Source organism: Gordonia sp. CPCC 205515 (assembly GCF_048537925.1).
Lineage (GTDB): Bacteria > Actinomycetota > Actinomycetes > Mycobacteriales > Mycobacteriaceae > Gordonia.
Genome location: NZ_JBCLVJ010000007.1, coordinates 318,992 through 345,564 on the forward strand (window position 1 = coordinate 318,992; position 26,573 = coordinate 345,564).

Consider the following 26,573-nt stretch of genomic DNA (forward strand, 5'->3'; position numbering starts at 1 on the left):
CTCCTCCGAGGTGACGGCGGGGTCAATGCCATCAACGATGTCGTCGTCACCACAGGATACGTTCACCGAGCGCTCGGAAGGTACCCCGGTGAACGAGATGCGGTATATCCCACACTCGGCGGGTGCGCAACCTTAGAGAGGCAAATAATTTCGGGTCAGCCCAGGCGACCGGAGTCGGTCGCCTGCCAGACACCGCTCGCGGGGTCCAGCGTGCGCGATGTGAAGCCACCATGGCCGTCGACCTCGGTGATCTTGTCGACCTGTCCGTCGTGGTCGGTGTCGGTGTAGACGGCGAGCCCGTCGGGTCCGCTGCGGGTCAGCGAGTCCGGGATGCCGTCACTGTCGGTGTCGACGTCGGCCGGCCCGAGATCCCAGACCCGTCCGTCCGAGTGCATCCACAGGTGGTCGACCGGCGAGGTCGAGGTGGCCTCGTCGGTGATGTGCGCCACCGGGTGTGTCTCGGCCGAGATGCCGTGCCCACCCTCGAACGGCCCGTCGCCGAAGTGGCCGTCCGACGGCTCACCGCCGAGAAATGACATATCCACGTGCGCTCCCCTCGTCTGGCCCGGACACCGTCGGCCACAAGTCGCCGTAACTGTTTAGACGCACGACGACAGCAAACGGTTCCACCCGGACCCCGATCCCGCTCAATCTTCGCCGTCTTCGCCGGTCAGCGCCACCGATAGCGCGGCGAGATCGCGATGAGTGGTGCTGATGCGGTTCAGTCGGTCGCGGTGGCCCTGCTCGGCGCCGCCCGCACGCCGGGCGCGCAGCTGGTCGTCGATGCCGGCGATCTCCGCGGCCACCTGCCGGGTCCGCCGCTCGTGATAACGGGTGATCTGGCTCAGCAACCGCGGCTCGGCGGCCGCCATGCGTGACGCGACCAGCTGCTCGAGGCGCCCCCGTGTCTCGCCGAGGGCGTCGGTGGTCCAGCCCCGGATCTCGGCGCGTAGCCCACTGGTGCGGCGGACCCGGATCACCCAGGCGGCGATCGCGACGCCGAGCAGCAGGGTCAGCGGCATGCTCACCCACTGCAGGGTCTGCACCGAGGCCATCGGCGCGACGATCAGCCGGCCGAATCCGACGCCGGTGGACGCACCGATGATGACCAGCATCGCGTCCTCGGCACCGCGTCGCCCGGTGGGAACGGGTCGGCCGAACGTCGACGCGGGTGCCGGGTCCTCGCTGCGCCGCAGCTCTGCCTCGGAGTCGGCCACGATATCGCCGGGATCGGCATCGATGCCGATCGTCGTCACCGCGCGCACCTCCTCGATGCGGGCATCGACGGCCTGCTCGATGTGTTCGCCGAGTGCGGTCACCTCGGCACGCAGCCAGCCGACGTAGTCGTCGACGCCGGTGGCGGTGAGGCTCGCGCATCGGGTCGTGGCCGCGGTGGCCAGTGCCCGGCAGCCGCTCGCGACCTCGGCCATCGATTGGCTGCGCGCCCGGGCCAGTCCGGTCCGGGCCGCGGTCAACCGGTCGGCACGACCGCGGTCCCGCGATTCCACCGCCGCCCGACGACGACGGGTGAGTGCCTCGGCGTCGATCTCGGCCGCATCGGTGTCGGCGGCGCGGGTGATGCTCGCCTCGGCGTGTTCGAGCGCACCGAGCGCCGCCGCCACCCGGGCCCGTTCGCGCCGCAGGTCGTCGGGTGCGGCGAGGTGCTCCCGAATCCAGTCGAGGACCGCCGGTATCCCGGATTCGTCGGCGGCGCCGGAGAGCGCGGCCAGCGACGACACCGCGAACACCGGTAGTTGTTCGTGCGGGTCGAGCAGTCCGCGATGCGCGCGCAGGATGCGTGGCCATTCCCAGAACACGTCGATCTTGGTGCACACCAGGGCGACGATGCCGAAGCGGGAGCGGAGTTCCTCGATGGCGGCCCGCTCCTCGTCTCCGATCGATGACGACGGATCGAGCAGCATCAGCGCGATCCCGACAGCGCGATCGGTGGGGCCGGAAGCGGCCAAACCGGGTGGTTGACGACGTCGCCACCGTCCCTCGCTGACCGCAGCCGACGGATCGACGGCGTGACACGCCTCGACGAAGCTGGTCACCCCGGTTCCGCCGATCCCGAAGACCGCGACCTCGGTCCCGGTGCCGTCGACGATCCCGGAATCGAACCCGGTGAGTGCGTGAACCCGCCGGACCAGGTCAGGGTCGGTGGCGGCGTCGACGACGGTCACGCCGGCACCGCCTCCCCGGCCAGCAGGTACTCGAGGGTGTCCCGGTCGTGGCCGCGCGCGGCGATCCGGGCGACCTGCGCCCGCAGTTCCAGCGCACGCCAGTGCCGCACCGACGCGATGCGTTGGCGGACCGGATCAAGCAGCGACGTCATCCGTCCCATCGCCCGCAACTCGTCATTGAGAGCGTCGACCGCGGCGCCGGCCGGGTCGTGGTCGGCGATGAGGTCCAGTGCCCGCTCGAGCCCGTGCTGGTCGACTCGGCGGAGCAGTCCGGCGCGCAGCGCTCGTTCGTCACCGAGAAACGGTGCGGCGCCGGCCGGCGTGGGTCGACCGGCGAGCGTGGCGGTCGGAAACTGCGCGGCCATCGACGGCATCTCCTCGCCGGCCGCGACGAGGCGGCGGAGGAAGTCGAACTCGTCGTCGCGCAGGTCAACGCACGCGAGCAGCGGCGATACCGGATACACCGGGGTCAGGATCTGGTCCGCACACCGTGCGGCGAGCCGGTCGGCGACGGCCGGGTCGCCGTGGATATCGGCCTTGCCGAGCACCACGATCGTCCGATCCGTGGGCAACGTGGCCAGATTCTGGTGATCGGCCCGCCGGGGCGGCCCGGTCAGCAGGTAGACCCACAGGTCGGCGTCGACCTGCCCGTCATCGCCCTCCCCGGGGCCGATCGCAGTGATCGACAAACGTTCCCGCAGGGCACGTGCGAGCGTGTCGCGGCCGGTGCCGGGCCGCCCGCGCACCTGCACCTGCAGGGGGCGTGTGTAGCGGCGGGCCGCCGCATCGAGTTCGGCCCGCGCCGGTGACGACGCGGCGACGAACTCACCCAGACGTCCGTCGTCGGCGGCGCGGGTCAGCGCGCTCGTCGAAGCGGCGGGGTGGGCGTGCGACATGAGGGAAATGTAGCGTCCGGCCACCGGAGAAGTCGCCTGACCGGCGCAAAACCGGTGTCGACTGTCATTTGTTCGGTGTCATGAGGAACCATGGGTCAGGTGAGCGAGAGTGTCGACCAGTCACGCCTGTACCCGCGGGTAACCAGTTTCCGGTTCCGCCGGGGTTCCCTGACGACGGGACAGGAGCGTAACTGGGAGACGTTGTGGCCGCAGCTCGGGCGCGATCTGGCGCCGTCGGCGGAGGCGGAGCCGCCCCTTGATCTCGATGCGTGGTTCGGTCGGCAGGCACCTCGAGTGCTCGAGATCGGCAGCGGCACCGGTATCGCGACCGCCGCGATGGCCGAGGCCGAACCCGACGTCGACGTCGTCGCCGTCGAGGTCTACCGCCCCGGCCTGGCCCAACTCCTCGGTCTCGTCGATCGCAACGGTCTGACGAACGTGCGGATGGTCCGCGGCGACGCGATGGTGGTGCTGCGCGAGCTACTGGGCCCCGAGAGCCTGACCGGGATTCGGGTGTTCTTCCCCGATCCGTGGCCCAAGACGCGCCACCACAAACGACGGTTGCTGCAGAGCGGCACGATCGAGCTGATGGCCGACCGCCTGGTGCCGGGCGGCATCCTGCACATCGCGACCGATCACGCCGACTATGCCGAGTGGATCGCCGAGCGCCTCGCCACCCAGCGGGCGGATCGCTCACACGTGATCCCGTCGACGCGGGCGGAGCCGATCCTGCTGGAGCGCCCCACGACCAAGTTCGAGGGCCGCGCCGAACGCGAGGGCCGCGGGGTCAACGAGTTCGTCTATGTGAAGCCGACACCGAAGGATCGGACGAGCGAAGGGGACGACGCATGAGCGACGGCAGATTCGGCGAGGCAGTGGGCGGGCAGAGTTCCGCGCGGCGGGTGCTGCTGGTGTGGGACGCCCCGAACATGGACATGGGCCTCGGTGGGATACTCGGCGGTCGTCCCACCGCCGCACATCGACCCCGATTCGACGCTTTGGGCCGCTGGTTGTTGCAGCTCACGACGAGCGTCGAGCGTGACGCGGATCCCGGCGTGGAGATCGAGCCCGAGGCGACCGTGTTCACCAACATCGTGCCTGGTAGCGCCGACGTTGTACGGCCGTGGGTGGACGCGCTGCGCAACGTCGGATACGCCGTGTTCGCCAAGCCGAAACTGGCCGACGACAGCGACGTCGACGCCGACATGCTCGACCACATCGAACTTCGCAGGCACACTGTGGGGCTGGCGGGACTCGTCGTCGCGTCTGCGGACGGGCAGGCGTTCCGGGACCCGCTGATGGATGTCGCGCGCGAGGGGATCCCGGTCACGGTGATCGGTTTCCGCGAGCACGCCAGCTGGGCGCTGACGACCGATGAGCTGCAGTTCATCGATCTCGAGGACATCGCCGGGGTGTTCCGGGAGCCGCTACCGCGGATCAGCCTCGACGCACTGCCCGACGACGGCGCCTGGTTGACGCCGTTCCGGCCGCTGCGGGCCCTGCTGGACTGAGCGGTCGAGCGAGGTTCCGGGTCGCCATGACTCAGGCGTCACTCAGGAGTACCTGAAAGAATCAACCGTCCTGCGACGAGGTGAGGAAGGAACAAGGCGTGTTCGGAGCCATCGGCACATTCGTCTATCGGATGCGCTTCGCCGTCATCGCAGTGCTCATCGCACTCATGGGTGGTCTGGGACTCTACGGTCTCGATCTCGGCAAGCACCTGAGCCAGAGCGGGTGGTTCGACCCGACGTCGGAGTCGGCCAAGGGATCCGTGGTCGCCGACACCGCACTCGGTCGCGATCACCGATCCGACGTGATCCTGCTGATCACCCCGCCCGCGGGCACCACCGTCGACGATCCCGAGTTCGGCGCCAAGGTCGAGAACTTCATGGACGCCCTGCTCACCGAGCACGGCGACATCGTCAACCGGGAAGATCCCGGCATCATCGACCCCTTCTACCAGCAGAATTCGTCGCCGGCCGCCGAGGCCGCGCAGCAGACGATCCGCGAACGCACCTTCACCGACAACAACCAGCACGCGTTCATCAGCATCGGCGTCAAGGGCAACGACGACACCACGGTGCTCAACAACTACAAGACGATCGAACCGTTCTTCGACAACATCGCCGAACGCTACGACATGCCCGGCACGACCTTCCAGCTCGCCGGTCTGCAACCGGTGGCGGGCGCGATGTCGCGGGGGATGGACGAAGACATCCGGCGGGCCGAGGTGATCGCGCTGCCGGTGGTGGCGATCATGCTGTTCTTCATCTTCGGCGGTGTGGTGGCCGCCTGCCTGCCCGTGCTGATCGGCGGTCTGACGATCGCCGGGTCGCTGGGCATCATGAAGATCCTGGCGCAGGTCACCGAGCTCAACATCTTCGCCCAGTCGGTGGTCACCCTGATCGGCCTGGGCATCGCCATCGACTACGGCCTGTTCATCGTCAGCCGGTTCCGGGAGGAGCTGGCCGAGGGGTACTCGACGAAGGCCGCGGTCCGCAGATCGGTGATGACCTCGGGTCAGACCGTGGTGTTCTCGGCCACCATCATCGTCGCGGCCCTGGCGTGTCTGCTGATCATGCCGCAGGGCTTCCTCAAGTCGGTCGCCTACGGCGCGATCGCCTCGGTCACACTGGCGGCGCTGCTGTCGATCACCGTGCTGCCGGCCATCCTGAGCATCCTCGGCCGGCGCGTCGACGCGCTGAGCCTGCCGTTCCTCAACCGGACCAAGACCCGCGAAGAGATCGAAAACGGTTTCTGGGGCCGCCTGTCGGGCTGGGTGATGCAGCATCCGGTCGCCACCGCGGTGCCGACCGTGGCCCTGTTGCTCCTGCTCGCGATCCCCTTCGGCGGGATCAAGTTCGGTGGCATCAGCGAGGCCTACCTGCCGCCGGACAATCCGAGTCGCATCGCGCAGGAGGACTTCGACAAGTACTTCCCCGCCGAGCGCACCGAAGAGATCAAGCTGGTCATCGCCTACGACCCGAACGACAACAACAGTGGCGAGAAGCTGCAGGCGGTTGCCGACGAGGCGAACAAGATCCCGGGCTTCACCAAGCAGTTCAGTACCTCGGCGACCGACGGCGCGCTGTCCGGCCAGTACGGCGACAACGGGCCGCAGATCCTGCAGATGTCGGCCGGATTGGTGGACCGCGACACCGCGGGTGAGGCGATCAAGGATCTGCGCGCCATCGACAAACAGGGTCTCACCATGTGGGTGGCCGGCACGCCGACGTTGACCCAGGACTCCATCGACGCCCTGATGTCGCGGCTACCGCTGATGGCCATCCTGTTGGTCCTGGTGACCGGTCTGCTGATGTTCCTGGCGTTCGGTTCGCTGGTGTTGCCGATCAAGGCGGCGTTGATGTCGGCGCTGGGCCTGGCGGCCACGCTCGGCATCCTCACGTGGATCTTCGTCGACGGCCACGGCGCGAGCATCGCGAACTTCACCCCGGGACCGCTGTTCGCGGCGGTGCTGGTGCTGATCATCGCGATCGTCTTCGGTCTGTCGACCGACTACGAGATATTCCTGTTGTCCCGCATGGTGGAGGCCCGGCAGAAGGGTGCCAGCACGACCGACGCGATTCGGATCGGTACCGCACACACCGGACGCATCATCACCGCCGCCGCGGCCATCCTCGTCGTGGTGACCGGCGCGTTCGGCCTGTCCGAGATCGTGATGATGAAGTACATCGCGTACGGCATGATCGCCGCGCTCATCCTCGACGCCACCATCATCCGCATGTTGCTGGTGCCGTCGGTGATGAAGCTGCTCGGCGACGACTGCTGGTGGGCACCCCGCTGGATGCAGCGGTGGCAGCGCAAGATCGGCCTCGGCGAGACCTTGCTCGACGACGAACCCGATGAACTCACCGACAACGCCCACGCGCACGCCGCGCGATCCTCCGGCAGTCTCGTCGCCGCGGCGGCCGCCGCCGGATCCGGGGCGACGATCGCCACTATGCCGCGACCCACGGTCCGGCCGGATTCCGCGCGCGGTCCCGCGCGGATGGCGCAGCGCTCGGCGCCGACCGCACCGCGCCCGACCGAGACACCGGGCCCCCAACCCGCACCGTCGGGTCCGGCCCCGGTACAGCCTGCGACGGCCACCCCGACGCCGCCGGCACCCCGTCCGCCGATGCCACCACGCCGCGGCCGTGGCCGGTCCGATCGCCCGGACACCGGCGGCTGGAAGCTGGGCGCAGGCGGAATTCGCTTGGGCAGCAATGATGTTGCGCAGCCACCTGCGCGGCCTGCGGTTCCGCCGCGGAACGGCGCCCCGCACCCTGCGCCGCAACCCACGCCACCGGCCGGTGCGCCGAAACCGCCGGCCACCCCCGCCGCACCGCTCCCCCCGACCGAGTCGCTGATGAACCGGCGACCGGCGCTCGACGCGACCGGGAAGCGTCCGCTTGCGGCCTCGCTGACCCCGGAAGCGCCCACGCCGGCATCGCAGTCGGCGCCGAAGCCGGCCGACCAGACGGACCAAGACGCGACGCGTTCGGACCGCCACGCCCGCACCGATGAGGATGGGCAGCGCGGCCAGATCAGCGTGCAGGAGTTGCTGCGCCGCAGTCGCCGCGACAGCTGAGGCAAGCTCGCCCCCCCGCTGGTTGAGCAGCCCGGCGACGGAGGAGCCGAGCGTGTCGAAACCACACGCGCCGCCCCCGCTGGTTGAGCAGCCCGGCGACGGAGGAGCCGAGCGTGTCGAAACCACACGCGCCCAGTCGACCGATTCGGACATTTCGGTTATCAATCGCGGATTGGTCAACACTGGGCATATGCCTGGTGTGATCGGCCGCACAGTACCGCAGCATTGTCTCTCAAGACACCGCAAATGTCGGATATGTCGGAGAGGCAGCCCCCATGAACACCCCGTCCACCTGGGCCGGACCCGAGCACCGTAAGAGCGTGCTCTGGCTCGTCACCCTCGCCACCATCGCGATCGTCTTCGACGGCTACGACCTGGTCGTCTACGGCACCGTGCTCCCCACGCTGCTCGCCGACCCCACCCAGCTCGGCCACCTGACGCCCGGTCAGGCCGGCGCTCTCGGGTCGTATGCCCTGGTCGGTGTCATGATCGGCGCCCTGCTCGCCGGCACGTTCGGCGATCGCGTCGGACGTCGCCGGATGATGCTGTTCAACATCGTCTGGTTCTCCATCGGCATGGGCGCCACCGCTCTCGCCAACAACCTGGTGACCTTCGGCATCCTGCGCTGCCTCACCGGCATCGGCATCGGCGGCCTGGTCGCCACCGTCGGCGCGATGATCGCCGAGTTCGCCCCGCCCGCCAAGAAGAACCTGTTCAACGCCATCGTCTACAGCGGTGTCCCGGCCGGCGGCGTGGTCGCGGCCATCCTGGCGATGCTCTTCGCCGACCACATCGGCTGGCGCGGCATGTTCTGGATCGGCGCTCTGCCCCTGGTCACCCTGCTGCCGCTGGCCTGGGCGAAGATGCCCGAGTCGCCGCAGTGGCTGGTCTCCCGTGGCCGCCTCGCCGACGCCCAGGCCGTCAGCGACCGCACCGGCATCCCGGTCGATCTGCACCCGGTCCGTCCGGCGGTCGCCGACGACGACAGCGCCGAGAAAGTCGGATTCGCGGTCCTCGCCTCCAAGCGTTTCCTGGTGCCGACCATGCTCCTGGGCATGATGAGCTTCGCCGGTCTGCTACTGACCTACGGCCTCAACACCTGGCTGCCGCAGATCATGAAGTCGGCAGGCTTCAACGCCAAGGGCTCGCTCGCCTTCCTGCTGGTGCTCAACGGCGGCGCGATCGTCGGCGGCCTGATCGCCGCCCGCATGGCCGATCGTCGCGGACCGCAGCGCATCGTGGCCACCTCGTTCTGCATCGCGGCCTTCGCACTGATCCTGCTCACCTTCGGATTCCCGCTGCCGATCCTGCTCGCCGCGGTCGCCGTCGCCGGTACCGGCACCATCGGCACCCAGGTGCTGATCTACGGCTACACCTCGAACTACTACCCCACCAACGCCCGTGCGGCCGGTGTGGCCTGGTGTGCCGGCTTCGGACGGCTCGGCGGCATCGTCGGCCCGATGATCGGTGGCCTGCTGATCGGCGCCGGGATCTCCTCGGGCGTGGCGTTCTACATCTTCGCCGGTATCGCTCTCGCCGGCGCCGCGGCCACGCTGTTGGTGCCGTCGCGACCGACGGACGACGTCGAGGCACCGGCCACCACAGCGCGGTTGGCCACTGCCGAGTAACCCGACAAACCAGAGCTGACGGCCCTCCTTGCGATCATCGCGAGGAGGGCCGTCACTCGTCATGTCGCTGGCTGAGCAGCCCGAGGAACGAGGGCGTGTAGGAACCGCATCACTCGTCCAGCCCGCGCTCGATCGCATACCGGGGTGAGCTCCACCCGATTGCCCAGTTGCAGTTTGCGCAGGGTCGCTTGGACGTGGTTCTCCACCGTCCGGTGACTCAACGACAACTTCGTGGCAATCTGCTTGGCGCTCAGCCCCTTTGCCACATACCGCAACACCTCGGTCTCCCGGTCGGTGAGCCTGGGTCGATTCTCGTCGGGGTCGGGTGCGGCCGACATGCGGCGGTACTCGCCGAGGATCAGGCCGGCCAGACCGGGTGTGAACACCGCCTGCCCGTCGCCGGTGGCGCGCACGGCCGCCACGAGGTCGGCCTTCGACGAACTCTTCACCAGGTAGCCCGACGCGCCCGCCTTGACCGCCTGCAACACGTCATCACGCTCGTCGGATGCCGACAGCACCAACACCTTCGACGACGGTGACGCCGCGAGCACGGCGGCCGTCGCGTCGGCACCGTTGCCGTCGGGCAACTGCATGTCCATCAGCACGACGTCGGGTCGCACGGCACCGGCTCGTCGCCCGGCACTACCCACCCCGTCGGCGGTGGCAACCACCTCGAAGCCCGATTCCTCGAGGTCACGAGCCACCCCGTCGCGCCACATCGGATGATCGTCGACCACCATCACCCGCAATCCGCCCTGCGCCACATCGTCGGAAGTCATGATCCCTCTCGCTCTATGGGTACCGTCAGTTCCCATTCTGTCCCGACGTCGGGCGCCGAATCGAGTACCGCTGTCCCGCCGAGTCGTTCGATGCGGCCGCGGATCGACCGCGAGATACCCATCCGGCCTTGCTGTTCGGCCTGCGCGAGGCGCCCCGGCGCGATTCCCACGCCGTTGTCCCGGATGCTCACCACGATGCGATCGTCGAGATCTTCCAAGAGCACGTAAGCCTGCGCACCCGGCCCGGCGTGCAACTCGACGTTGTCCAGCGCATTGGTCACCGCACGATGCATCTCCTGGGCCAAGACGGCGTCGACGACGACGGGGGTCGCCGGCGCACTGACCGAGATCCGTTCTCCGGCAAAAGAGTGCAACATGACCCCGAGATCGGCCGTTCCGCCGGCGACCGCGATGTCGGTCCCGGTGCCGGCGATCAACCGACGCAATGCACGTTCCTGCTCGCCGGCCAACTCGGCGAGTTCGGTGGTGGGACCACCGATCTCGCGGCCACGCTTGGCGATCAACGAAAGTACTTGCAGCACCCCATCGTGCACCTCGCGGGACAGCCGTTCGCGTTCCTCGGTGGCCGCGGCGATTCTGGCCGCCTGGGTGAGCGCGTCGTGTGCGCGTCGCGTGATCACCGCCGCCAACCCCACTGCCATACCGGTCGCGATGATGACGATGATGGTGGCGTTGCGGCCGAAATCCAGGTTGACCCAACCTTTCACGAAGATGCTTGTGCCGCCGATGATGAGGCCGCCGACGATCCCCCAGATGGGTCCGGCGAGAATCGCTACCGAGATGACCGCGTTCGTCGCCCACAGGGTGGTTGGCCAGGACTGATTGCTCAGCACCCAATCGGCGCTTGCCACATACGACGTCGAGAGCATCAACCCGCACGCGACGATGACCTCGGTGCCGACCCAGTACCAATTACGCCCGAAGCCAACGTAATACGCGATTCCACAGGCAAGCGTCCACACCGACAGCAGGCCGAACAGCACCCAGGTGAGCATGCCGTGCGCCAGGTCGTCGTTGATGGCGATCTGAAAACCCAAGGCATAGAGATACGACAGGAACCGCAGGAGTTGCGCGCCCCGCCACATCGGGCCCGCCGGGTCGGTGTCGACTTCCCGCGCCAGCGAGGTGGCGTCACTGACGGGCGTGCGCTCGCTCATGACAGATCATTCGTCCTCGGCATGCGGGGTCACCGGCGGCGTATCCGAGGCCGCCTTCTCTGGCGGGGATTCCTTCTGCCGCCCACCGTCTTCTGCCTCCGACTCGACCTGCGCTTCGTCCACCGCGGAAGGCCGATCCCACCGCGGTTCGTCCGGTTTCGCCGGGTACATGCGCTCGTCGGCCTGCGCCTGTGCGTGCCGTCGCGCACTGCCGGCCATGTGCCGAATCGCGGTGTTGGCAAACGCGATCAACGGGACTGCGAGCAGTCCGCCGACAATACCCATGGTCACGATGCCCGCCGCGATGGCAAGCACCACCGCCACCGGGTGTAGCCGCACCGATCTGCCCAGCAGAAATGGCTGCAAGACATGGCTTTCCAATTGCATGACCCCGATGACGATGGCCAGCGCGATGACGGCCGCGATCCAGCCCTGCGTGACGAGTGCAACCAGAACCGCCAGCGTGCCGGTCACGAGCGCGCCGACGATCGGGATGAAGGCACCCAGGAACACCAGTGAGGCCAGCGGAAGCGCCAGCGGGACACGGAGAATCGCCAGTCCGATCCCGATACCCAATGCGTCGACGAAGGCGACCGCGACCGTCGCCCGAACATAGCCGACGAGGGTGCCGAACCCGGCGATGCCGGCAGCGCGCACCCGTCCGCGGGTGCCGTGCGGGATCACTTTGGTGACGAACGTCCAGATCTGTCCACCGCCGTAGAGGAAGAAGATGAGTAGGAAGACGGTCAGCAGTGCGCCCGTGACGATTTCGGTGGCGGTGGTCGCGGTGGCCAAGGCGCCGCTGGTCACTTTGTCCTGATTGTGCTGCAGGAAATTGGTGATGTCGTCACCGAGGTTGCGTACTTGATCTTCGTCGATGTCGAGTGGACCGTTGACCAGCCAGTCCCGGGTGCGGTCGACGGTGACGGTGATCTGCCTGGTCAACTCGGGGAATCCGCGGATGAACTCCTGGACCACGAAGGTCATCACCGCGGCCAATAACCCGAGGGCGACGATGATGGTGACCAGCACCGCGAGTGAACGCGGAAATCGCCTGCGGTCCAAGAGGTCGACCACCGGCACCAGCATCGCCGCGGCCAGGATGGCCAACGCGACGGGCACCAGGACCTCTTCGAAGTGACGGAAGATCGTCAGCAGCACGTACGCACCGGCCGCCAGTACCAGCAGGCGCCAGGTCCATTCGGCACCCGCGCGGACCAGTGGATGGACCTTCGCGCGATCCAGGGTGGCCAGGTCCGTGTCGGCATCGCTCACGGTTGCCAGAGTAATCGCCGATAGGGTGAGGGCTATGTCGTCGGATGGCCCCAATATCCAGCGCACAGCCGCCCGGTCGCGCTTCTGGTGGATTCGGTGGGTCCTGCTGGCGATCGTCGTGGTGGTGCTCACCGCCGAGATCGTGCTCATCGCGCCGAGCCTCGAGGACGCGTGGCACCGCATCGGCGACCTCGACTGGGTGTGGGTGGTGGCCAGTATCGCGGCGGCACTGCTGTCGATGGACAGCTTCGCGCACGTGCAGCGCACCTTGTTGCGGTCCGCGGGGGTGCGGGTCACGCAGCGGCAGTCACTGGCGGTGATCCTCGCGTCAAACTCGGTCAGCCAGACGATGCCGGGCGGGCCCGTGCTGGCGCCTGCGTTCGTCTACCGCGAAACCCGCAGGTGGGGTGCGACACCCGTGGTGGCGTCGTGGCAGGTGGTGATGTCCGGACTGCTGGCCGGCGTCGGCCTGGCCGTCCTCGGGTTCGGCGGTGCGCTGCTCGCGGGCGCCAAGACCAGCCCCTTCTCGGTGGTGTTCTCCATCGTCGGATTCATTGCGGTCGCGGTCGTGTTCCAGTACCTGGCCAGCCATCCCGAGGTGCTGCAGACCGGGCTGCTGCGCGTGCTGTCCTGGTACAACCAGATCCGCAACAAGCCCGAAGAAGCCGGCCGGGCGCGCATCCTGGAGACCCTCGAGCAGTTGCGTGCGGTGCAGATGAAGCAGCGCGACCTCGCCGTCGCATTCCTCTGGAGTATGTGGAACTGGGTCGCCGACGTCGCCTGCCTCGCCTTCGCCTGCTGGGCGGTCGGCGCACACCCGAGCATCGCCGGGCTGATGGTCGCCTACGCCGCGGGCAAGGCCGTGGGCACCGCGGTACCCCTGCTGCCCGGCGGCATCGGAGTCGTCGACGCGGTGCTCGTCCCCGCCCTGACCAGTGCCGGCATGCCCGCCGCCGACGCCATCACCGCGGTGTTGCTCTACCGCGTGATCAGCTACGTCCTCATCGCGGCCATCGGCTGGGTGATCGTGTTCGTCGCGTTCCGCCACCGCATCAAACGCAACGACACACTCGAGGCGGAGATGGACGCCGACCGCGACACAGAGCCGACCGTCGAGCAGCCCGATGCGGCCGACACGGACGGCAGCGACGGCTCCGCCCGCGGCGACCCGCTACCGTAAAGGGCATGGTCAGGTCTCAAACGCTCGACGCCACCGGTGTCTCGACGTCGGTATCGCGGGTGCCGTTGGCGGTGACCGCACTGATCGACGTCGTCGCAGTGACCGTGTTCGTGCTGATCGGCCGGTCGAGTCACGACGAGGGTTTCGCAATCCTCGGCGTCCTGCAAACGCTGTGGCCGTTCCTCATCGGCACCGCGGCGGGCTGGTCGATCGGCTATGTGTTCTCCCACGTCCGGTCCAGCGACTGGTTCCGCAACGACTTCCGGCCCGATCGGCTAGTGCCGGCTGGCGTGACGATCTGGTTCTGCACCGTCGTCGTCGCCATGATCCTGCGGTATCTGCTGCACCAGGGCGTCGCCGCCAGTTTTGTGATCGTCGCGAGTGTGGTGCTCGCGGTGTTCCTGCTGGGCTGGCGCGCCCTCGCCGGCGTCATCCTGCGACGCCGCGCCGCCCACTGACGAACCGCTCTGGCGCTACCTGATGGTGAAGTACTTCTGCGCCACCTGCAGCGCCGCGGTACCCGACTTCTCGCCCTCGCAGTAGACCACCAGGACCTTGCCGCCCTGCAGGCCGATGAACCATCCCGGCCCCTGCGGTCCGTTGGTGCCGACCAGCGCCTTCAATCCCGGCGCCCGGGTCAGGTCGCTTGCGTCGCCGGACTTCGCCGTGGTCGCCATCGCCTTGAGGATCGGCGCGGTTGTCGCCGCGTCGAGCTCGCCGAGCTTGCCGCCGCTGACCGTGGTGGGCACCCCGTTGATCACGTAGGGGGCCACCGACGTCATCTGGCCCGCAGTGCTGCGCGCCATGGCCACGCCCAGTGCTCCCATGTTCATCATCGACGCGGTCGTCTGGTTCGGCTGGAAGTCAACGGTCGCCACGCCCGGCTGGTTGGCCGTGGGCGCGCTCGCGCCCGGCACCGTGAACTGCACACCGAGACCCAACCGGTCGAGGATGTCGCCGCTGACCTCCTGGTTGGCGTTGGCGGTCTGCTCGACGGCGGCCATCACCGGGTTCAGCGTGGACCCCACGGGGTAGACGTCGTCGACGTTGATGCCACGGGAGCGGGCGGCGTCGTTCTGCGCCATCCCCAGCACCGCACCCGAGGTCGCATCCAGCGCGAGGAGAGTCGCCGGCTGGGCCACCTCGACCGCCGCATCGCCGAGGGTGAGCTGCAGATTCTGGTCGACTGTGGTGTTGACGCTCGGACCGGGCGGGCCCTGCTCACCGGCGAGCTTGCGCGGCTTGATACCCGGCGCGGTCACCTGGACCTGCCATCCCGCGGTGGCATCGCGGATGGCCTGCCAGTAGTTGGTCAGTCCGTCCTCGAGCGGCGACGACAGCCGACGGTCGGCCATGACCAGCATGCCGGCCTTCCGGACGGTCACCCCCGGCACAGCGCCCGGATTCGACGTCAGGACCTCCATGTCGGGGTCCCGTAGCGTCACCGCGGTGATCGGCTTGCCCTGCGACTCGGCCAGCTTCTCGCTGAGGACCTGGGACGTTATCAGCGGCGCGATCGGCTTGAGCGTGCGCGCGAGCGCCCGCACCGAGGAGTTCACGTCCTTGGTCTGGGTCGGGTCGAGGATGATGTCGTTGACCGGCTGCAGGTACATGAAGGTCTTGCCGGTCCGGCTGCGCACGGTCGGGGACGGGGTCGCGTCGGTGCGGATCTCCCGGATCGCACCACCCGGCGGCAGGTCCGGATAGATGATCGCCGGGTCCCAGGTGATCTTCCAGCCAGTGGTCAGGTGGCGTGCAGTCCCCGACGTCGTCGTCTCGAACGTGCGGTTCTTGGGCCACTTGTAGGTGGTCTTCAGCGAGAACGACGCGGTGCCGTCGCTGTACTCGACCGGCTTCTCGACGCTCACCTGCACGGACTGCGCATTCATCGACTGCAGGGTCTGGGTCAACGCCTCGCCGGCCTGTCCGGGGGCGGTGGTGTATTTGGCTGCGCCACCCGCGTCCTGCCGCCCCATGGCGGCGGCGAACTGGCGGGCCGCACCCGCCGCGGTCCCGTCGTCGGCGGCCCCGGCGCTACAACCGACCACCGCGACGCTGCACGCCACCGTCACGCAGGCCAGTATCGGCGCGCGCTTCACCCAGATCCTCATAACCTCAATTTTCACTCTTGTAACACCGGATTTCGAGTTTGCCGGCTTCCATTCGGGTCTCCGACCGGTCACGATCGGGTCTCGGGGTGTGTCGGCCGCCACACGCACATGATGCAACAGGCCGAATCGCGAATTCATTATGGGTCCCCCTTTCCCATTCCGCTCACTCGAGAGAGGAGATACTGGGCGTATGACCTTCTGGGTGATCCCCGGCCAAGACCGTCTGGTATCCGACACCGAATGGTTGACGTCGCGCCACAGCTTCTCCTTCGGCGATCACTACGATCCATCCAACACCAATCACGGTGTCCTCTTGGTAAATAACGATGATGTGGTCAGTCCGTTACAGGGCTTTGACCAACACCCGCACCGCGAGTCCGAAATCGTCACCTGGGTCACTTCCGGATCGCTGGTGCACCAGGATTCCGAGGGCAACTCCGGGATCGTGTATCCCGGTCTGGCACAACGGATGAGCGCCGGCACGGGGGTGCTGCATTCGGAACGAAACGACACCTGGGAGCAGTTGTCGACCGCCGGAACGACGCCGACGCGGTTCGTCCAGATGTGGATCATGCCCGACGAGTCCGGACTGGCGCCGTCTTACGCTCAACACGAGGTCGAGGCCGAGCTCGTCGACGGCCGCCTGGTGGCGGTCGCGTCGGGCGATCCGACCGTTGATTCCGCGATCCGGATCGCCAACAAATCGGCCACGCTGCATGCGGTGCGTCTCACCGCGGGGTCGACGGTGAGTTTGCCCACTGCACGCTTCTCCCACGCCTATGTCACCCGGGGATCGGTCGATGTCGGCGGCCATCGGCTCGACGAGGGCGATGCCGTCCGCGGCACCGATGTCGGCGGCGAGCCGATCACCGCCACCGCCGACGCCGAACTCCTCATCTGGTCGATGGGCCGGGATCTGCGCGAGTTGATGGGCGGGTGACTCAGGGAGCGACTGCCTCCAGCAACCGCAACCACACCTCGCTGACCGTGGGATACGCGGGAACGGCATGCCACAGCCGATCGACCGGCACCTCACCGACCACCGCGATCGTCGCCGCATGCACGAGTTCGGCGATATCGGGCCCGACGAAGGTGGCACCGACCACCACCCCGCGGGCGCGGTCGATGACCAGGTTGGCGTGACCGGTGTCGTCGGGACCGTGCAGGTAGGAACCGGCCACCGCGATGTCGGCCTCGACGGTCTGCACCTCGACGCCGTCGGCGCGCGCCTGCGCCTCGGTGCGACCCACCGACGCCAACTGCGGCCTGGTGAACACGACCTGCGGGATCGCGTCGTGGTCGGCGGATGCGCTCAGACGTGGCGCCTCGAGGGAACGCCCGTCGGCACGGGCCGCGATCACCTCGCCCGCCACGCGTGCCTGATATTTGCCCATGTGGGTCAACGACACGCGACCGTTCGCGTCGCCGACGGCGTAGAGCCACGGGTGGTCGGGCACCGTGAGGTGGTCGTCGACGCGCAGCGGTTTACCGGCCTCGATGCCGAGCCGGTCGAGTCCGAGGTCGCGGGTCGCCGGGGAGCGCCCAGCGGCGACCAACACCTCGTCGACCTCGAGTTCTTGCTCGCCGGCGGCGTCGGTGAGGGTGACCCGGCACGGTCCGCCGTGGATTCGGCCGTAGCCGGTGTCGGCGGCGTCCGGGCGCTGCACGGCGCTGATCTGGCAGCCGAAGCGAACGCGAGCACCTCGTTCGCCGAGCGCGTCGGCGATCGCCGCCGAGGCGAACAGTTCGGCCTTGGGTAGCAGCCGCTCCCCCCGCACGACCATGGTGAGCTCGGCAACACCCAGGTCGAGCAGCCAGGTCGCCGCCTCACATGCCACGACGCCGCCGCCGAGAATGACCACACGTTCGGGCACTTCGACCACATTGGTGGCGTCGCGGGACGTCCACGGCAGCGCTTCGCGCAGCTCGTCGATCGGCGGGATCGACGCGACGCTGCCGGTCGCGACGACCACCGCGTGCCGAGCCGTCAGCCGTCGCTCCCCCACCTCCACCGTCCGCTCCCCGACAATCCGGGCGTGCCCACGGACGACGTCGATACCGGCGCCCCGCGCCCACTCGATCTGCGACGTGTCGTCGCGCCCGTGGGTGACGGTGTCGCGCCACCCGATCACCGCGGCCGGGTCGGGTGACGCCTGCGTCACCCGTTCCCGAGCGCCGGGCAGCCCACGCGCGGTAGCGAGCGCCGCGCCGGGTCCGAGCAACGCCTTGCTGGGCATGCAGGCCCAGAAGGAGCATTCGCCGCCGACGAGTTGGTGCTCGACGATCACCGCGGTGCGATCGCTGTTGCGGATCGCGTAGTCGGCGGCGTTCTCGCCGACCGGTCCGCCGCCGATCACGACGACGTCGTAGGTATCGGTCTCGGCTGGGGCCATGGCTCCACCGTAAGCGCGGACCCACCGCAGTACGCCGGTTCCGCTCAAAGCGATCACCACGCGGCTGACGGATCACCGAAGCGGTGTCAGGATGGACGTCGTGACCTCTTCGCAGACCGACATCACCGACGAATCCGGAATCGACCTCAGTTGGGTCGACGACGACGTACGCGTCCAGGACGATTTGTTCACGCACGTGAACGGCAAGTGGCTGGCCACGCATGTGATCCCCGAGGACCGTTCCGTCGACGGCTCATTCCACGTGCTGCGCGACCGCGCCGAGGAGAACGTCCGCGACCTCATCACCGAGTGCGCGGAGTCCGACCCGGAGAGCGGAACCGATGCGCAGAAGATCGGCGACCTGTACGCGTCGTTCATGGATACCGACCAGGTCAACGCTCTCGGCATCGGTCCGATCCGCGCCGAGCTCGATGCGATTGCCGCGATCGACTCGGCCGGCGACCTTGCCGCCCGCATCGGGCAGTTGCAGCGGCGCGGCGTCGGCGGACTCTTCGGGTTCTACGTCGACACCGACGCCAAGCAGTCCGACCGCTACCTGGTCCACGTCACGCAGTCCGGCCTCGGGCTGCCCGACGAGTCCTACTACCGCGAGGACAAGCACGCGCAGACGCGCGACGCCTACGTCGCACATGCCGGCCGGATGTTCGGGCTGGCCGGCTTCGACGACGCCGACGCGCGGGCACAGACCATCCTCGAACTGGAGACGGCGCTGGCCGCCCAGCACTGGGACGTCGTGCGTCGACGCGACGCCGACCTCACCTACAATCTGATGAGTCTTACCGAATTCGGTGAGGCAGCAAACGGTTTCGACCTCAGCGCCTGGTTCGGCGGATTGGGCACCACCGGCGAGACCACCTTTTCCGAAGTGGTCGTCGGGCAGCCGTCGTTCGTCACCGGCGCCGCCGAACTCGTCACCTCACGCCCGCTCGACGAGTGGCGTACCTGGCTGACGTGGCGCGTGTTGCGTTCCGCGGCACCGTATCTGTCAGCCGAGTTCGTCGACGAGAACTTCGACTTCTACGGCCGCACCCTCACCGGTGCCGAGGCCAACCGGGACCGGTGGAAGCGGGGCGTCGGATTCGTCGAGGGTGCGATGGGCTTCGCGGTTGGCAAGCTCTATGTGGCCCAACACTTCCCGCCCGAGGCCAAGGCCCGGATGGACGAGCTCATCGAGAACTTGGTGGCCGCGTACCGCCGCAACATCTCCGATCTGGACTGGATGACCCCGGACACCCGGCAGAAGGCGCTGGCCAAACTGGCGAAGTTCACCCCCAAGATCGGCTACCCGGCCGCCTGGCGCGACTACGGCACCTTGGTCGTCGATCGCAATGATCTGCTCGGAAATGTCGCGCGCGCATCGGCGTTCGAGCAGGATCGGGAGTTCGGCAAGATCGGCAAGCCGGTCGATCGCGACGAGTGGTTCATGACCCCGCAGACGGTCAACGCCTACTACAACCCCGGCATGAACGAGATCGTCTTCCCGGCCGCGATCCTGCAGCCGCCGTTCTTCGATCCGGACGCCGACGATGCCGCCAACTACGGTGGCATCGGTGCGGTGATCGGCCACGAGATCGGGCACGGGTTCGACGATCAGGGTGCCAAGTACGACGGCGACGGCAACCTCATCGACTGGTGGACCGACCAGGATCGTACCGAGTTCTCCTCGCGCACACGCAAACTCATCGATCAGTACGGGGAGTTCACCCCGGACGGCCTCGACCCGGAGTACAAGGTCAACGGCGAGTTCACCATCGGCGAGAACATCGGCGACCTCGGCGGACTGTCCATCGCCCTGGTGGCCTATCGGCTCGCCACCGAGGGCACCGAACCACCGGTGCTCGACGAATTGTCCGGCGTGCAGCGGGTGTTCTACAGCTGGGCCCAGATCTGGCGTACCAAAACCCGTGATGCCGAAGCGATTCGGCGGCTGTCCATCGACCCGCATTCGCCGCCGGAGTTCCGGTGCAACGGCGTGGTGCGCAACATCGATGCCTTCTACGACGCCTTCGACGTGTCCGACGGCGACGCGTTGTTCCTCGACGCGACCGACCGCGTTCGGATCTGGTAGCACCCGCGATGACCGAGGGCGTGGGGTCGCCCGCGAATCGACTCAAAGAGGCCGGACGGCGGGCGATCACAATGGCGATCATCCGTCCCATCGCCGTCGCGGTGATACTGCTGGTCGGCTACTTCGTGTTGCCGATCAACAAGGCCGCCGACGCCAACCTCGCCGGCCTGATCGTCGGCGGTGTTCTGTTCACTGTTTTCTGCTGGTGGGAGGTTCGGCACTTCAACCGGTCGAAGTATCCGGTGGCGACGGCGATCGAGATGCTGGTCGCGATCGCCGCGTTCTACATCGTGGTGTTCGCAGTCACCTACTATCTGTTCTCCGAGTACGACCCAGGTAGTTTCAATGCAGACCTGACCCGGATCGACGCGCTGTATTTCTGCCTGACCGTTTTCACCACAACGGGATTCGGCGACATCGCCGCGGTGTCCCAGGGCGCGCGGATTGCGGTGTCGATTCAGATGGTCAGCACGCTGGTATTGCTGGGCTTGGGGATTCGCTTCCTCAACGTGTTGGTGAACTCGAGGGTGGCCCAGGTGTCGAACGCGGTCGAGCAGGCGAAAGACACGCCCTGAGGTACGCCCAGACGCGAGCGGCGGGTTCCCGATGTTCGGGGAACCCGCCGCTCTACTTCTGCCGCGTGACGATCAGTAGTCGTCGTCGCCGTAGACGATCATGCCGCGAATGTTGTTGCCCTCCAACATGTCGTCGTAGGCCTCGTTGATCTGGTCCAGCCGGTAGGTCTGAGTGACCAGGTCGTCGAGGTTCAGCCGGCCTGCGCGGTACTCGTTGAGCAGCGTCGGCACCTGCGTGCGCGGGCTCGAGCCACCGAAGATCGCACCCTGGACGCGCTTCTGCAGCAGGGTGAGTTCGAACAGATTCAGCTGGACATCCATGTCCGCGTAGTTGCCCATGCCGGTGACGATGACCTGGCCGCCCTTCGCGGTCAGTGCCAGCGCCGGCGCGATCATCGAGCCTTCGATCCGACCGACCGTGATGATCGTGGTGTTGGCCATCTTGCCCCAGCTGATCTCACCGAGGACCGGCAGTGCTTCTTCCATGGACTCGAAGGTGTGCGTGGCACCGAGCTTTTCGGCCATCTGCCGCTTGAACGGCACCGGGTCGACCGCCACGATGATGCGCGCACCACTGGCCTTGGCGCCCTGCACCGAGTTGATGCCCACGCCACCGATGCCGACCACGACGACGACGTCGCCGGCCACGGTGCCGCCGATGGACGACGCCGAACCCCAGCCGGTGGCGACACCACAGCCGAGCAGGGCAGCCTGCTGCAGCGGGATGTCGTCCTCGATCTTGACCACCGAGGCCTGATTCACGGTGATGTACGGCGCGAATGTACCGAGCAGGCACATCGGGGTGATCGGCTGCCCGTCAAGCGTCGTCTGGCGGTTGGTGTCGTCGGCGATCGAGAGTCCGGTGAGCAGTCGCGCACCCTCGTCGCAGAAGTTCCCGTGACCTCGCGAACACGGATCGCAGACGCCACATGCCGGAATGAAGGCGGTGACAACGTGGTCGCCCTCTTTGAGGTGCGTGACGCCCGGCCCGACCTTGCTGACCACACCGGCACCCTCATGGCCGCCGAGCACCGGCATCGGCGCCGGGCTCTCACCGGTCCGCAGGTGGTGGTCGGAGTGGCACAAACCGGAGCTGACGAGCTTGACCTGGACCTCACCGGCCACCGGATCACCGAGCTCGAACTCCTCGATCTTCCACTTCTCGCCCGGAGCGTGGAGGATTGCCCCCTTGGTCTTCATATGCAGCACACCCTTCTGTTCACGTCGACGTGAGTTGTCCTTAGCCATGGTTACTCTCTTATGCGCCCATGTGCATATGGAACGGTGAGTCACGTTACCGCGGTGGTCGTTTGGGTGTCGTTGAGCCCTAGAGTCACCAGCTGACTCTCATTCAAGCCGCTCTCGTGGAGGCTGACGAACGCAAAGCACCGGTCAAGGTGATCCGCGGGGCACTACCTGGGATGTCGTGGCCGGAGATGCCCGCGATCAGGTTCTCTACCTCGGCCGGTTCTCGATGTCTAGCCGCGCAGCCGTCATCGCTAAACCCGGTGCATTTAACCAGCACCCCGTGCAGTGGCAACAGGCGAGCTCGCTGGCCGACGTTTACGACTTCGCTTTCGCAGACGATCCAGCGGTTGGCGACCTTCCGCAAAAAGCCATCAAAACCGCGGCACTCGGCCCCGGCTACGGAGTCGCGAATCCGCATCGTATCTACGGTGACGGATCACTCGAATCGGGAAGTGGGAACCGGTAACCCCGCCATCCACTGGGTCGAGGCGTCTCACCCGGTCCGTTGGGGCTTTGGGTGGGCGCCGCCCTCGGGGTACCGAGTGTCCTGCTTATCGCCTACCTCGGCCTGCGACTGTCTTCAGTGATGCACATTCCCCAGCCCGACACGTATCCCGCCCGTGAGCTCCCGACGGGCCTTATCGCCTTCTGGTTCGCCGTGGTAGCCGTTCCCACGATCGTCGCGCTGCTCCTTCTGGTCGCACGCCGATTCCGCACAGTCATCATTGGTTGGCTTCTCACGTTCCTGCCGATTTGCGCCCTGCTCGCGATCAACATCGCCAGCTTCGACACCCACCTGATGAACCACTAAACCCATTCGACTCACCGCGCGATCCCAATTGCCGTCGACGACCGCCCTGGGGCTGATCGCCCGACCCCCGATATATGTGCGTTATGTCAACAGGTCGGCGAAGTACTCATTCGTCGAGGATGGGTTGGCGAGCAATGAAAGCGGCCATGCCGGGCACGGTGAAGCTGATACGGCCGTGTTCAGGGGAGTAGACGATCCCTTTGCGGATGAGCGCGGCCCGGAATGGGCCGGCGGCACTTTGGGTGATCGATAGCGCGGAGGTCTTGGGTGCGGTCTCACCGGTCTCGGCGATCGCTCGGAGATAGCGGCGTTCGGCGGGGGTTGCCCGGTCCCAGCGAGACGGGAAGAACCCTTGATCGAGATGTGCGGTCCCGGTTTCGATCGCGGCGACCGCATCGTCGACAGTGAATGGTGGGGCGGCAGCGAGTTCCCAGACCGCCGACCCGAACTCCTGAAGGAAATAGGGGTAGCCGTCGGCGGCGACGACCAATCGGTTGAGGGCATCGGACAGGTAGCTTCCGCCGACAGTCTCGGCTGGATCGGCGAGCGCGTGGCGGGCGGCATCGGCGGTCAGCGGTCCGATCGAGCTGTACAGGAACAGCCGCTCGGCGTACGACCGGGACTCGGCGAGGACCGCGGGTAGATTCGGCAGGCCGGCACCGATGACGTAGAACGGCCAGCCCTCCTGGTTCGCCCGGTGCTGGGCGACGATCAACGCGGCGGTGAGATCGGCGTCGAGGTCCTGCATTTCGTCGACGAAGACCGCCAAGGCAGCGCCCTTGGGTCGGACGAGGTCGCTGACGGTCTCGACGATTTCCTCGACGTCGAACAGGGTGTCGTCAGCGGCTCGTGCATTCGGCGCCGACATCGTGACTCCGGCGATCGAGAGCGAGGAGCCCTCGATGATCTCCATAGCCCGTTCCCCGGCCTGTTTGATGGCGTGGGTCCGACTGAACTTGCGTAACCCGTTGCGCAGACCGAGGGCGAGTTGCTTGTGGTTGAGCCGAGAGCCGGCGTTGGAGTTCTGGGCTTCGAGCCGGACGGTGTACCAACCATGGCGTTCGGCGTGCGCACGGAGGTGATTGAGAAGCGCCGTCTTGCCGACACCGCGCAATCCGCTGAGGATGATGCCGCGGTCATAGTGGCGGGCTTTGGCGCGCGCGACGAGCAGACCGAACGCGTCGATCTCGCGATCGCGGCCTTGCAGCGAGGGCGGTTTGCGGCCAGAACCGGGGGTGTAGGGATTCAGGGCGGGATCCACGCCATCACTGTAGCGTTTCCTAGTTCTCTATAGCGAATATGCTATAGTTGCTTACAGAAATGTAGAAGTGCGGCATCGCCGCCGCTGGGGAGGGTTGATACGTGGAGGAACGGCGAGTACTCATCGTGACCGGCGCCGGTGCCAGCACGAATCTCGGTCCTGATGATCGGCCGATGCCGATGATGGGCGAGTGGTCGTCGTCATTGTGCGGCGCACTCGGCGAGCGAGCCCACCAGTGATCCGGAACTTCTCGGATCACTCATCGCAGTAGACGGACATACCAATGAAGTACCCGTCATTCATCTGCACGGGGCCGTCGGGTGGTACGACGACGGATCTCGTATCGAGCGCGCACCAGCAGATAAGGCGTACGCGGTAGGCCGGGTGCCGGCGTTTCTCCTTCCCGATGACACCAAAGATCCGCGTGCGTTCGCTGAAGGTCTAGGGGGCCACGTGGTCTCAGTTTCTTCGTGCGGTCGCGCGGGCCACCCACATCACCCAACCAGCTGAACCGCGTCGTCTCACCCGTCGCCGTATTCACCTTCGCCACCCGACGACCCGCGTGATCGTAGACATACTCGAACACCGTGCCGTCCGGCACAGTCACCTCGCGCAACCGATCCCACGCATCCCACCGATACCGCCACACATCCGGCCGCCGCGACAACCGCTTGCTCAACTTCGACACCAAACGCCCCGACTTGTCATAGCGGTAACTACTACGACCATCGTCAGTCAACAGCGTTCCGCTGAACGCCCACCCCGTGGGCGCCGCACCCGAACCACCGTCGACGGCCGACACATTGCCCACCTGATCGAACCGATACGACTCGCGGCCGGTAGAAGTCGCCCCCTCAGCAACCCGCCCAAGGACATCAAGACGGTGAGAAACGTCGCCACCCGACCCCGACGATCCGACGAGCGCTCCGTCGGATCGATACGCGAACCCTGCCGACTCGATCACCGACTCCGCAGACCCAGACGCGGCCGTCACCGCACCGCCCAGCGACAATGCCGACGGGTCAACCGGATTCGACACCACCGACCGACCAACGAGGCGTCCGACCGGATCCCACACCGAATCGATGGCCGTACCGTCGAATCGGCGTCGGGTCTCGCGTCCGACCCGGTCGGTCGAGACCAGGCACGCACGACCTGCTGCGGTCACCGACTCGAGGAGGCCACGCGCGTCGTACTCGAAGTCGGTCCGCATGGCCGACGGCGTGACCACCGCAGACAGCTGTCCCGCCGACGTCCACTCGACATCGACCCGCCCGTTGTCCATCGAGTACACCACCGGTAGACCATTCGCACCATACTCGGCCTGCCACTCACCGAAAACCCCACGGCTGCGCAACAATCGGCCCAACATGTCGTAATCGTAGTCGACGGCTTCCTCGGCGTACATCGTCGAATCATCGGCGGCGCCTGATGACTCGCGCACGACGCGGCCACAGGCGTCGTAGGTGAACGCAACCGACTGACCGGATGCGTTGCGCCGCTGTGCCAGTCGGCCGACCTGGTCGTAGGTGTGGGTGGTCACCGCGCCGTTGAAGTCGGTCTCAGTGGCCAGCGTGCCGTCGAGGTCGTACTCGTACCGCCACCGTAGTCCGGCCGCGTTGGTGACGGCGACGAGTCGTCGAGCCGTGTCGTAGGAGTAGTCGGTTCGTGCTCCGTCGGCATCGACGCGCGCGACCGGAAGGTCGAAATACCCGTATTCCCAACGTGTCACCGCACCCATCGCGTCGGTGTGCCCGGTACAGTTGCCTTCGCCGTCGTAGGTCCACCGCTGCGTCGCGCCACTGGGATCGGTGACCGATGTGCGATGTCCTTCCGCGTCGTAGGTCGCCGACGATGTGTGGCCTTCTTCGTCGACGACGCCGATGGCTCGCCCGTACGGGTCGTAGGAGATCTCGGCGGCGTTCCCGAAGGCGTCGATGATGCGAGTTGGCTGTCCCGCGCCATTGGTCTCGTATCGGGTGACCACGCCGTCGGCGTCGGTGACGCTGGCCACTGCTCCGGTCTCGTCATGTGTCAATCCGGTTACGGCACCGGCATTGTCGATGACGGTCGCGACGTTTCCGTGCTCGTCGTAGGTGTAGGAGGTGCGGGTACCGTCAGCCCGCACCACGACGCTCGGCTGATGCGGCGCAGCGTAGTCGATGCGCGTCACCGCACCCATCGGGTCGGTGATCTCGGCGACGTCCCCGGATTCGGTGTAGCGGTAGGTGGTCACACCGCCGGCCGCATCCACCCGGCGCAGCGGGTCACGACTGGTGTTGTAGTCGGTGCCGATCTCCCGGCCGAGTGCATCGATCTGCCGCCGAACACGTCCATCCCGATCGTAACCGTATGTGGTCACCCCACCGGTCGAC

At 67.1% G+C, this 26,573-nt stretch carries 22 protein-coding genes and 1 pseudogene; 12 read left to right on the top strand and 11 right to left on the bottom strand.

Translation table 11 applies throughout. The features are described 5' to 3' along the window. Nucleotides 1-155: 155 nt before the first annotated feature. The 3 genes from AAFP30_RS10600 to AAFP30_RS10610 form a co-directional block, all read right to left on the bottom strand. On the bottom strand, nucleotides 156-539 hold the full coding sequence (locus AAFP30_RS10600) for a DUF6802 family protein (protein ID WP_419230157.1): 384 nt from the start codon (nucleotides 537-539) through the stop codon (nucleotides 156-158). A 108-nt stretch (nucleotides 540-647) separates the two neighbouring features. Beyond that, nucleotides 648-2,183 carry a hypothetical protein gene (locus AAFP30_RS10605; RefSeq protein WP_419229859.1) on the bottom strand — a complete coding sequence of 512 codons (1,536 nt, stop codon included), beginning with the start codon at nucleotides 2,181-2,183 and terminating at the stop codon, nucleotides 648-650. Further along, complete coding sequence (locus tag AAFP30_RS10610) at nucleotides 2,180-3,079, bottom strand: hypothetical protein (RefSeq protein WP_419229860.1); 900 nt, start codon at nucleotides 3,077-3,079, stop codon at nucleotides 2,180-2,182. Before AAFP30_RS10610 ends, AAFP30_RS10605 begins: the two co-directional genes overlap by 4 nt. A 90-nt stretch (nucleotides 3,080-3,169) precedes the next feature. Here AAFP30_RS10610 and trmB point away from each other — a divergent pair, with 90 nt between their 5' ends. The 4 genes from trmB to AAFP30_RS10630 all read left to right on the top strand — a co-directional run bounded on the left by trmB (nucleotide 3,170) and on the right by AAFP30_RS10630 (nucleotide 9,298). Continuing rightward, complete coding sequence (gene trmB / locus AAFP30_RS10615) at nucleotides 3,170-3,931, top strand: tRNA (guanosine(46)-N7)-methyltransferase TrmB (protein ID WP_419229861.1); 762 nt, start codon at nucleotides 3,170-3,172, stop codon at nucleotides 3,929-3,931. Further along, on the top strand, nucleotides 3,928-4,590 hold the full coding sequence (locus AAFP30_RS10620; protein ID WP_419229862.1) for an NYN domain-containing protein: 663 nt from the start codon (nucleotides 3,928-3,930) through the stop codon (nucleotides 4,588-4,590). The genes trmB and AAFP30_RS10620 overlap by 4 nt, the downstream gene beginning before the upstream one ends. Nucleotides 4,591-4,688: 98 nt before the next feature. Beyond that, a complete protein-coding gene (locus AAFP30_RS10625) occupies nucleotides 4,689-7,670 on the top strand; it encodes an MMPL family transporter (RefSeq protein WP_419229863.1) in 2,982 nt (993 codons plus the stop codon). A 275-nt stretch (nucleotides 7,671-7,945) separates the two neighbouring features. Further along, entirely contained in the window at nucleotides 7,946-9,298 is a 1,353-nt protein-coding gene (locus AAFP30_RS10630; protein WP_419229864.1) for an MFS transporter, read from the top strand. Nucleotides 9,299-9,407: 109 nt separating this feature from the next. On the opposite strand, the pseudogene AAFP30_RS10635 reads toward AAFP30_RS10630, so the two are convergent. From AAFP30_RS10635 to AAFP30_RS10645, 3 genes and pseudogenes are all read right to left on the bottom strand, one after another. Next, nucleotides 9,408-10,077 (bottom strand): annotated as a pseudogene (locus tag AAFP30_RS10635) (response regulator). Further along, a complete protein-coding gene (macS, locus tag AAFP30_RS10640) occupies nucleotides 10,074-11,255 on the bottom strand; it encodes a MacS family sensor histidine kinase (protein WP_419229865.1) in 1,182 nt (393 codons plus the stop codon). Before macS ends, AAFP30_RS10635 begins: the two are co-directional and overlap by 4 nt. Nucleotides 11,256-11,261: 6 nt before the next feature. Beyond that, nucleotides 11,262-12,530 (bottom strand): AI-2E family transporter, encoded by a 1,269-nt coding sequence (locus tag AAFP30_RS10645; RefSeq protein ID WP_419229866.1) that lies wholly within the window; start codon nucleotides 12,528-12,530, stop codon nucleotides 11,262-11,264. Nucleotides 12,531-12,564: 34 nt separating this feature from the next. On the opposite strand from AAFP30_RS10645, the gene AAFP30_RS10650 reads away from it, so the two are divergent. Further along, nucleotides 12,565-13,710, top strand: a complete 1,146-nt coding sequence (locus AAFP30_RS10650; RefSeq protein WP_419229867.1) for a lysylphosphatidylglycerol synthase transmembrane domain-containing protein — start codon at nucleotides 12,565-12,567, stop codon at nucleotides 13,708-13,710. A 5-nt stretch (nucleotides 13,711-13,715) separates the two neighbouring features. Beyond that, nucleotides 13,716-14,168: a DUF3054 domain-containing protein gene (locus AAFP30_RS10655; protein ID WP_419229868.1), complete on the top strand. Its 453-nt coding sequence runs from the start codon at nucleotides 13,716-13,718 to the stop codon at nucleotides 14,166-14,168. A gap of 15 nt (nucleotides 14,169-14,183) precedes the next feature. Here the strand turns inward: AAFP30_RS10655 and AAFP30_RS10660 are convergent, their stop codons facing one another. Then, nucleotides 14,184-15,821 carry an NTF2-like N-terminal transpeptidase domain-containing protein gene (locus tag AAFP30_RS10660; protein WP_419229869.1) on the bottom strand — a complete coding sequence of 546 codons (1,638 nt, stop codon included), beginning with the start codon at nucleotides 15,819-15,821 and terminating at the stop codon, nucleotides 14,184-14,186. Between the two features lie 190 nt (nucleotides 15,822-16,011). Between AAFP30_RS10660 and AAFP30_RS10665 the strand changes: the two genes are divergently transcribed. Beyond that, on the top strand, nucleotides 16,012-16,761 hold the full coding sequence (locus tag AAFP30_RS10665) for a pirin family protein (RefSeq protein ID WP_419229870.1): 750 nt from the start codon (nucleotides 16,012-16,014) through the stop codon (nucleotides 16,759-16,761). Between the two features lies 1 nt (nucleotide 16,762). Here the strand turns inward: AAFP30_RS10665 and AAFP30_RS10670 are convergent, their stop codons facing one another. Then, nucleotides 16,763-18,214, bottom strand: a complete 1,452-nt coding sequence (locus AAFP30_RS10670; protein ID WP_419229871.1) for a dihydrolipoyl dehydrogenase family protein — start codon at nucleotides 18,212-18,214, stop codon at nucleotides 16,763-16,765. 91 nt (nucleotides 18,215-18,305) lie between these two features. Here AAFP30_RS10670 and AAFP30_RS10675 point away from each other — a divergent pair, with 91 nt between their 5' ends. Both AAFP30_RS10675 and AAFP30_RS10680 read left to right on the top strand, forming a co-directional pair. Then, on the top strand, nucleotides 18,306-20,303 hold the full coding sequence (locus AAFP30_RS10675; protein WP_419229872.1) for a M13 family metallopeptidase: 1,998 nt from the start codon (nucleotides 18,306-18,308) through the stop codon (nucleotides 20,301-20,303). Between the two features lie 8 nt (nucleotides 20,304-20,311). Next, nucleotides 20,312-20,878, top strand: a complete 567-nt coding sequence (locus AAFP30_RS10680) for a potassium channel family protein (protein ID WP_419229873.1) — start codon at nucleotides 20,312-20,314, stop codon at nucleotides 20,876-20,878. Nucleotides 20,879-20,950: 72 nt separating this feature from the next. On the opposite strand, the gene AAFP30_RS10685 is transcribed toward AAFP30_RS10680, so the two are convergent. Next, a complete protein-coding gene (locus AAFP30_RS10685; protein WP_419230158.1) occupies nucleotides 20,951-22,078 on the bottom strand; it encodes an NDMA-dependent alcohol dehydrogenase in 1,128 nt (375 codons plus the stop codon). A 226-nt stretch (nucleotides 22,079-22,304) separates the two neighbouring features. On the opposite strand from AAFP30_RS10685, the gene AAFP30_RS10690 reads away from it, so the two are divergent. Together AAFP30_RS10690 and AAFP30_RS10695 are read left to right on the top strand one after the other, a co-directional pair. After that, entirely contained in the window at nucleotides 22,305-22,592 is a 288-nt protein-coding gene (locus tag AAFP30_RS10690) for a hypothetical protein (protein WP_419229874.1), read from the top strand. A 51-nt stretch (nucleotides 22,593-22,643) separates the two neighbouring features. After that, nucleotides 22,644-22,937 (top strand): hypothetical protein, encoded by a 294-nt coding sequence (locus tag AAFP30_RS10695; RefSeq protein ID WP_419229875.1) that lies wholly within the window; start codon nucleotides 22,644-22,646, stop codon nucleotides 22,935-22,937. A 106-nt stretch (nucleotides 22,938-23,043) separates the two neighbouring features. Here AAFP30_RS10695 and AAFP30_RS10700 read toward each other — a convergent pair whose 3' ends face one another. Beyond that, nucleotides 23,044-24,198, bottom strand: coding sequence for an AAA family ATPase (locus AAFP30_RS10700; RefSeq protein WP_419229876.1), 1,155 nt, complete (start codon nucleotides 24,196-24,198; stop codon nucleotides 23,044-23,046). Nucleotides 24,199-24,299: 101 nt separating this feature from the next. Here AAFP30_RS10700 and AAFP30_RS10705 point away from each other — a divergent pair, with 101 nt between their 5' ends. After that, nucleotides 24,300-24,437 (top strand): hypothetical protein, encoded by a 138-nt coding sequence (locus AAFP30_RS10705; RefSeq protein WP_419229877.1) that lies wholly within the window; start codon nucleotides 24,300-24,302, stop codon nucleotides 24,435-24,437. A 56-nt stretch (nucleotides 24,438-24,493) separates the two neighbouring features. On the opposite strand, the gene AAFP30_RS10710 is transcribed toward AAFP30_RS10705, so the two are convergent. Then, nucleotides 24,494-26,560, bottom strand: coding sequence for a hypothetical protein (locus AAFP30_RS10710; protein WP_419229878.1), 2,067 nt, complete (start codon nucleotides 26,558-26,560; stop codon nucleotides 24,494-24,496). Between the last annotated feature and the right edge of the window lie 13 nt (nucleotides 26,561-26,573).

Bases quoted from the DNA above. Each gene is read 5' to 3' on its own strand.
- AAFP30_RS10600 (WP_419230157.1), bottom strand. From the start codon at position 539: ATGTCATTTCTCGGCGGTGAGCCGTCGGACGGCCACTTCGGCGACGGG.
- AAFP30_RS10610 (WP_419229860.1), bottom strand. From the start codon at position 3,079: ATGTCGCACGCCCACCCCGCCGCTTCGACGAGCGCGCTGACCCGCGCC.
- trmB (WP_419229861.1), top strand. From the start codon at position 3,170: ATGGGTCAGGTGAGCGAGAGTGTCGACCAGTCACGCCTGTACCCGCGG.
- AAFP30_RS10620 (WP_419229862.1), top strand. From the start codon at position 3,928: ATGAGCGACGGCAGATTCGGCGAGGCAGTGGGCGGGCAGAGTTCCGCG.
- AAFP30_RS10630 (WP_419229864.1), top strand. From the start codon at position 7,946: ATGAACACCCCGTCCACCTGGGCCGGACCCGAGCACCGTAAGAGCGTG.
- macS (WP_419229865.1), bottom strand. From the start codon at position 11,255: ATGAGCGAGCGCACGCCCGTCAGTGACGCCACCTCGCTGGCGCGGGAA.
- AAFP30_RS10650 (WP_419229867.1), top strand. From the start codon at position 12,565: ATGTCGTCGGATGGCCCCAATATCCAGCGCACAGCCGCCCGGTCGCGC.
- AAFP30_RS10655 (WP_419229868.1), top strand. From the start codon at position 13,716: ATGGTCAGGTCTCAAACGCTCGACGCCACCGGTGTCTCGACGTCGGTA.
- AAFP30_RS10660 (WP_419229869.1), bottom strand. From the start codon at position 15,821: ATGAGGATCTGGGTGAAGCGCGCGCCGATACTGGCCTGCGTGACGGTG.
- AAFP30_RS10665 (WP_419229870.1), top strand. From the start codon at position 16,012: ATGACCTTCTGGGTGATCCCCGGCCAAGACCGTCTGGTATCCGACACC.
- AAFP30_RS10670 (WP_419229871.1), bottom strand. From the start codon at position 18,214: ATGGCCCCAGCCGAGACCGATACCTACGACGTCGTCGTGATCGGCGGC.
- AAFP30_RS10675 (WP_419229872.1), top strand. From the start codon at position 18,306: ATGGACGTCGTGACCTCTTCGCAGACCGACATCACCGACGAATCCGGA.
- AAFP30_RS10680 (WP_419229873.1), top strand. From the start codon at position 20,312: ATGACCGAGGGCGTGGGGTCGCCCGCGAATCGACTCAAAGAGGCCGGA.
- AAFP30_RS10685 (WP_419230158.1), bottom strand. From the start codon at position 22,078: ATGAAGACCAAGGGGGCAATCCTCCACGCTCCGGGCGAGAAGTGGAAG.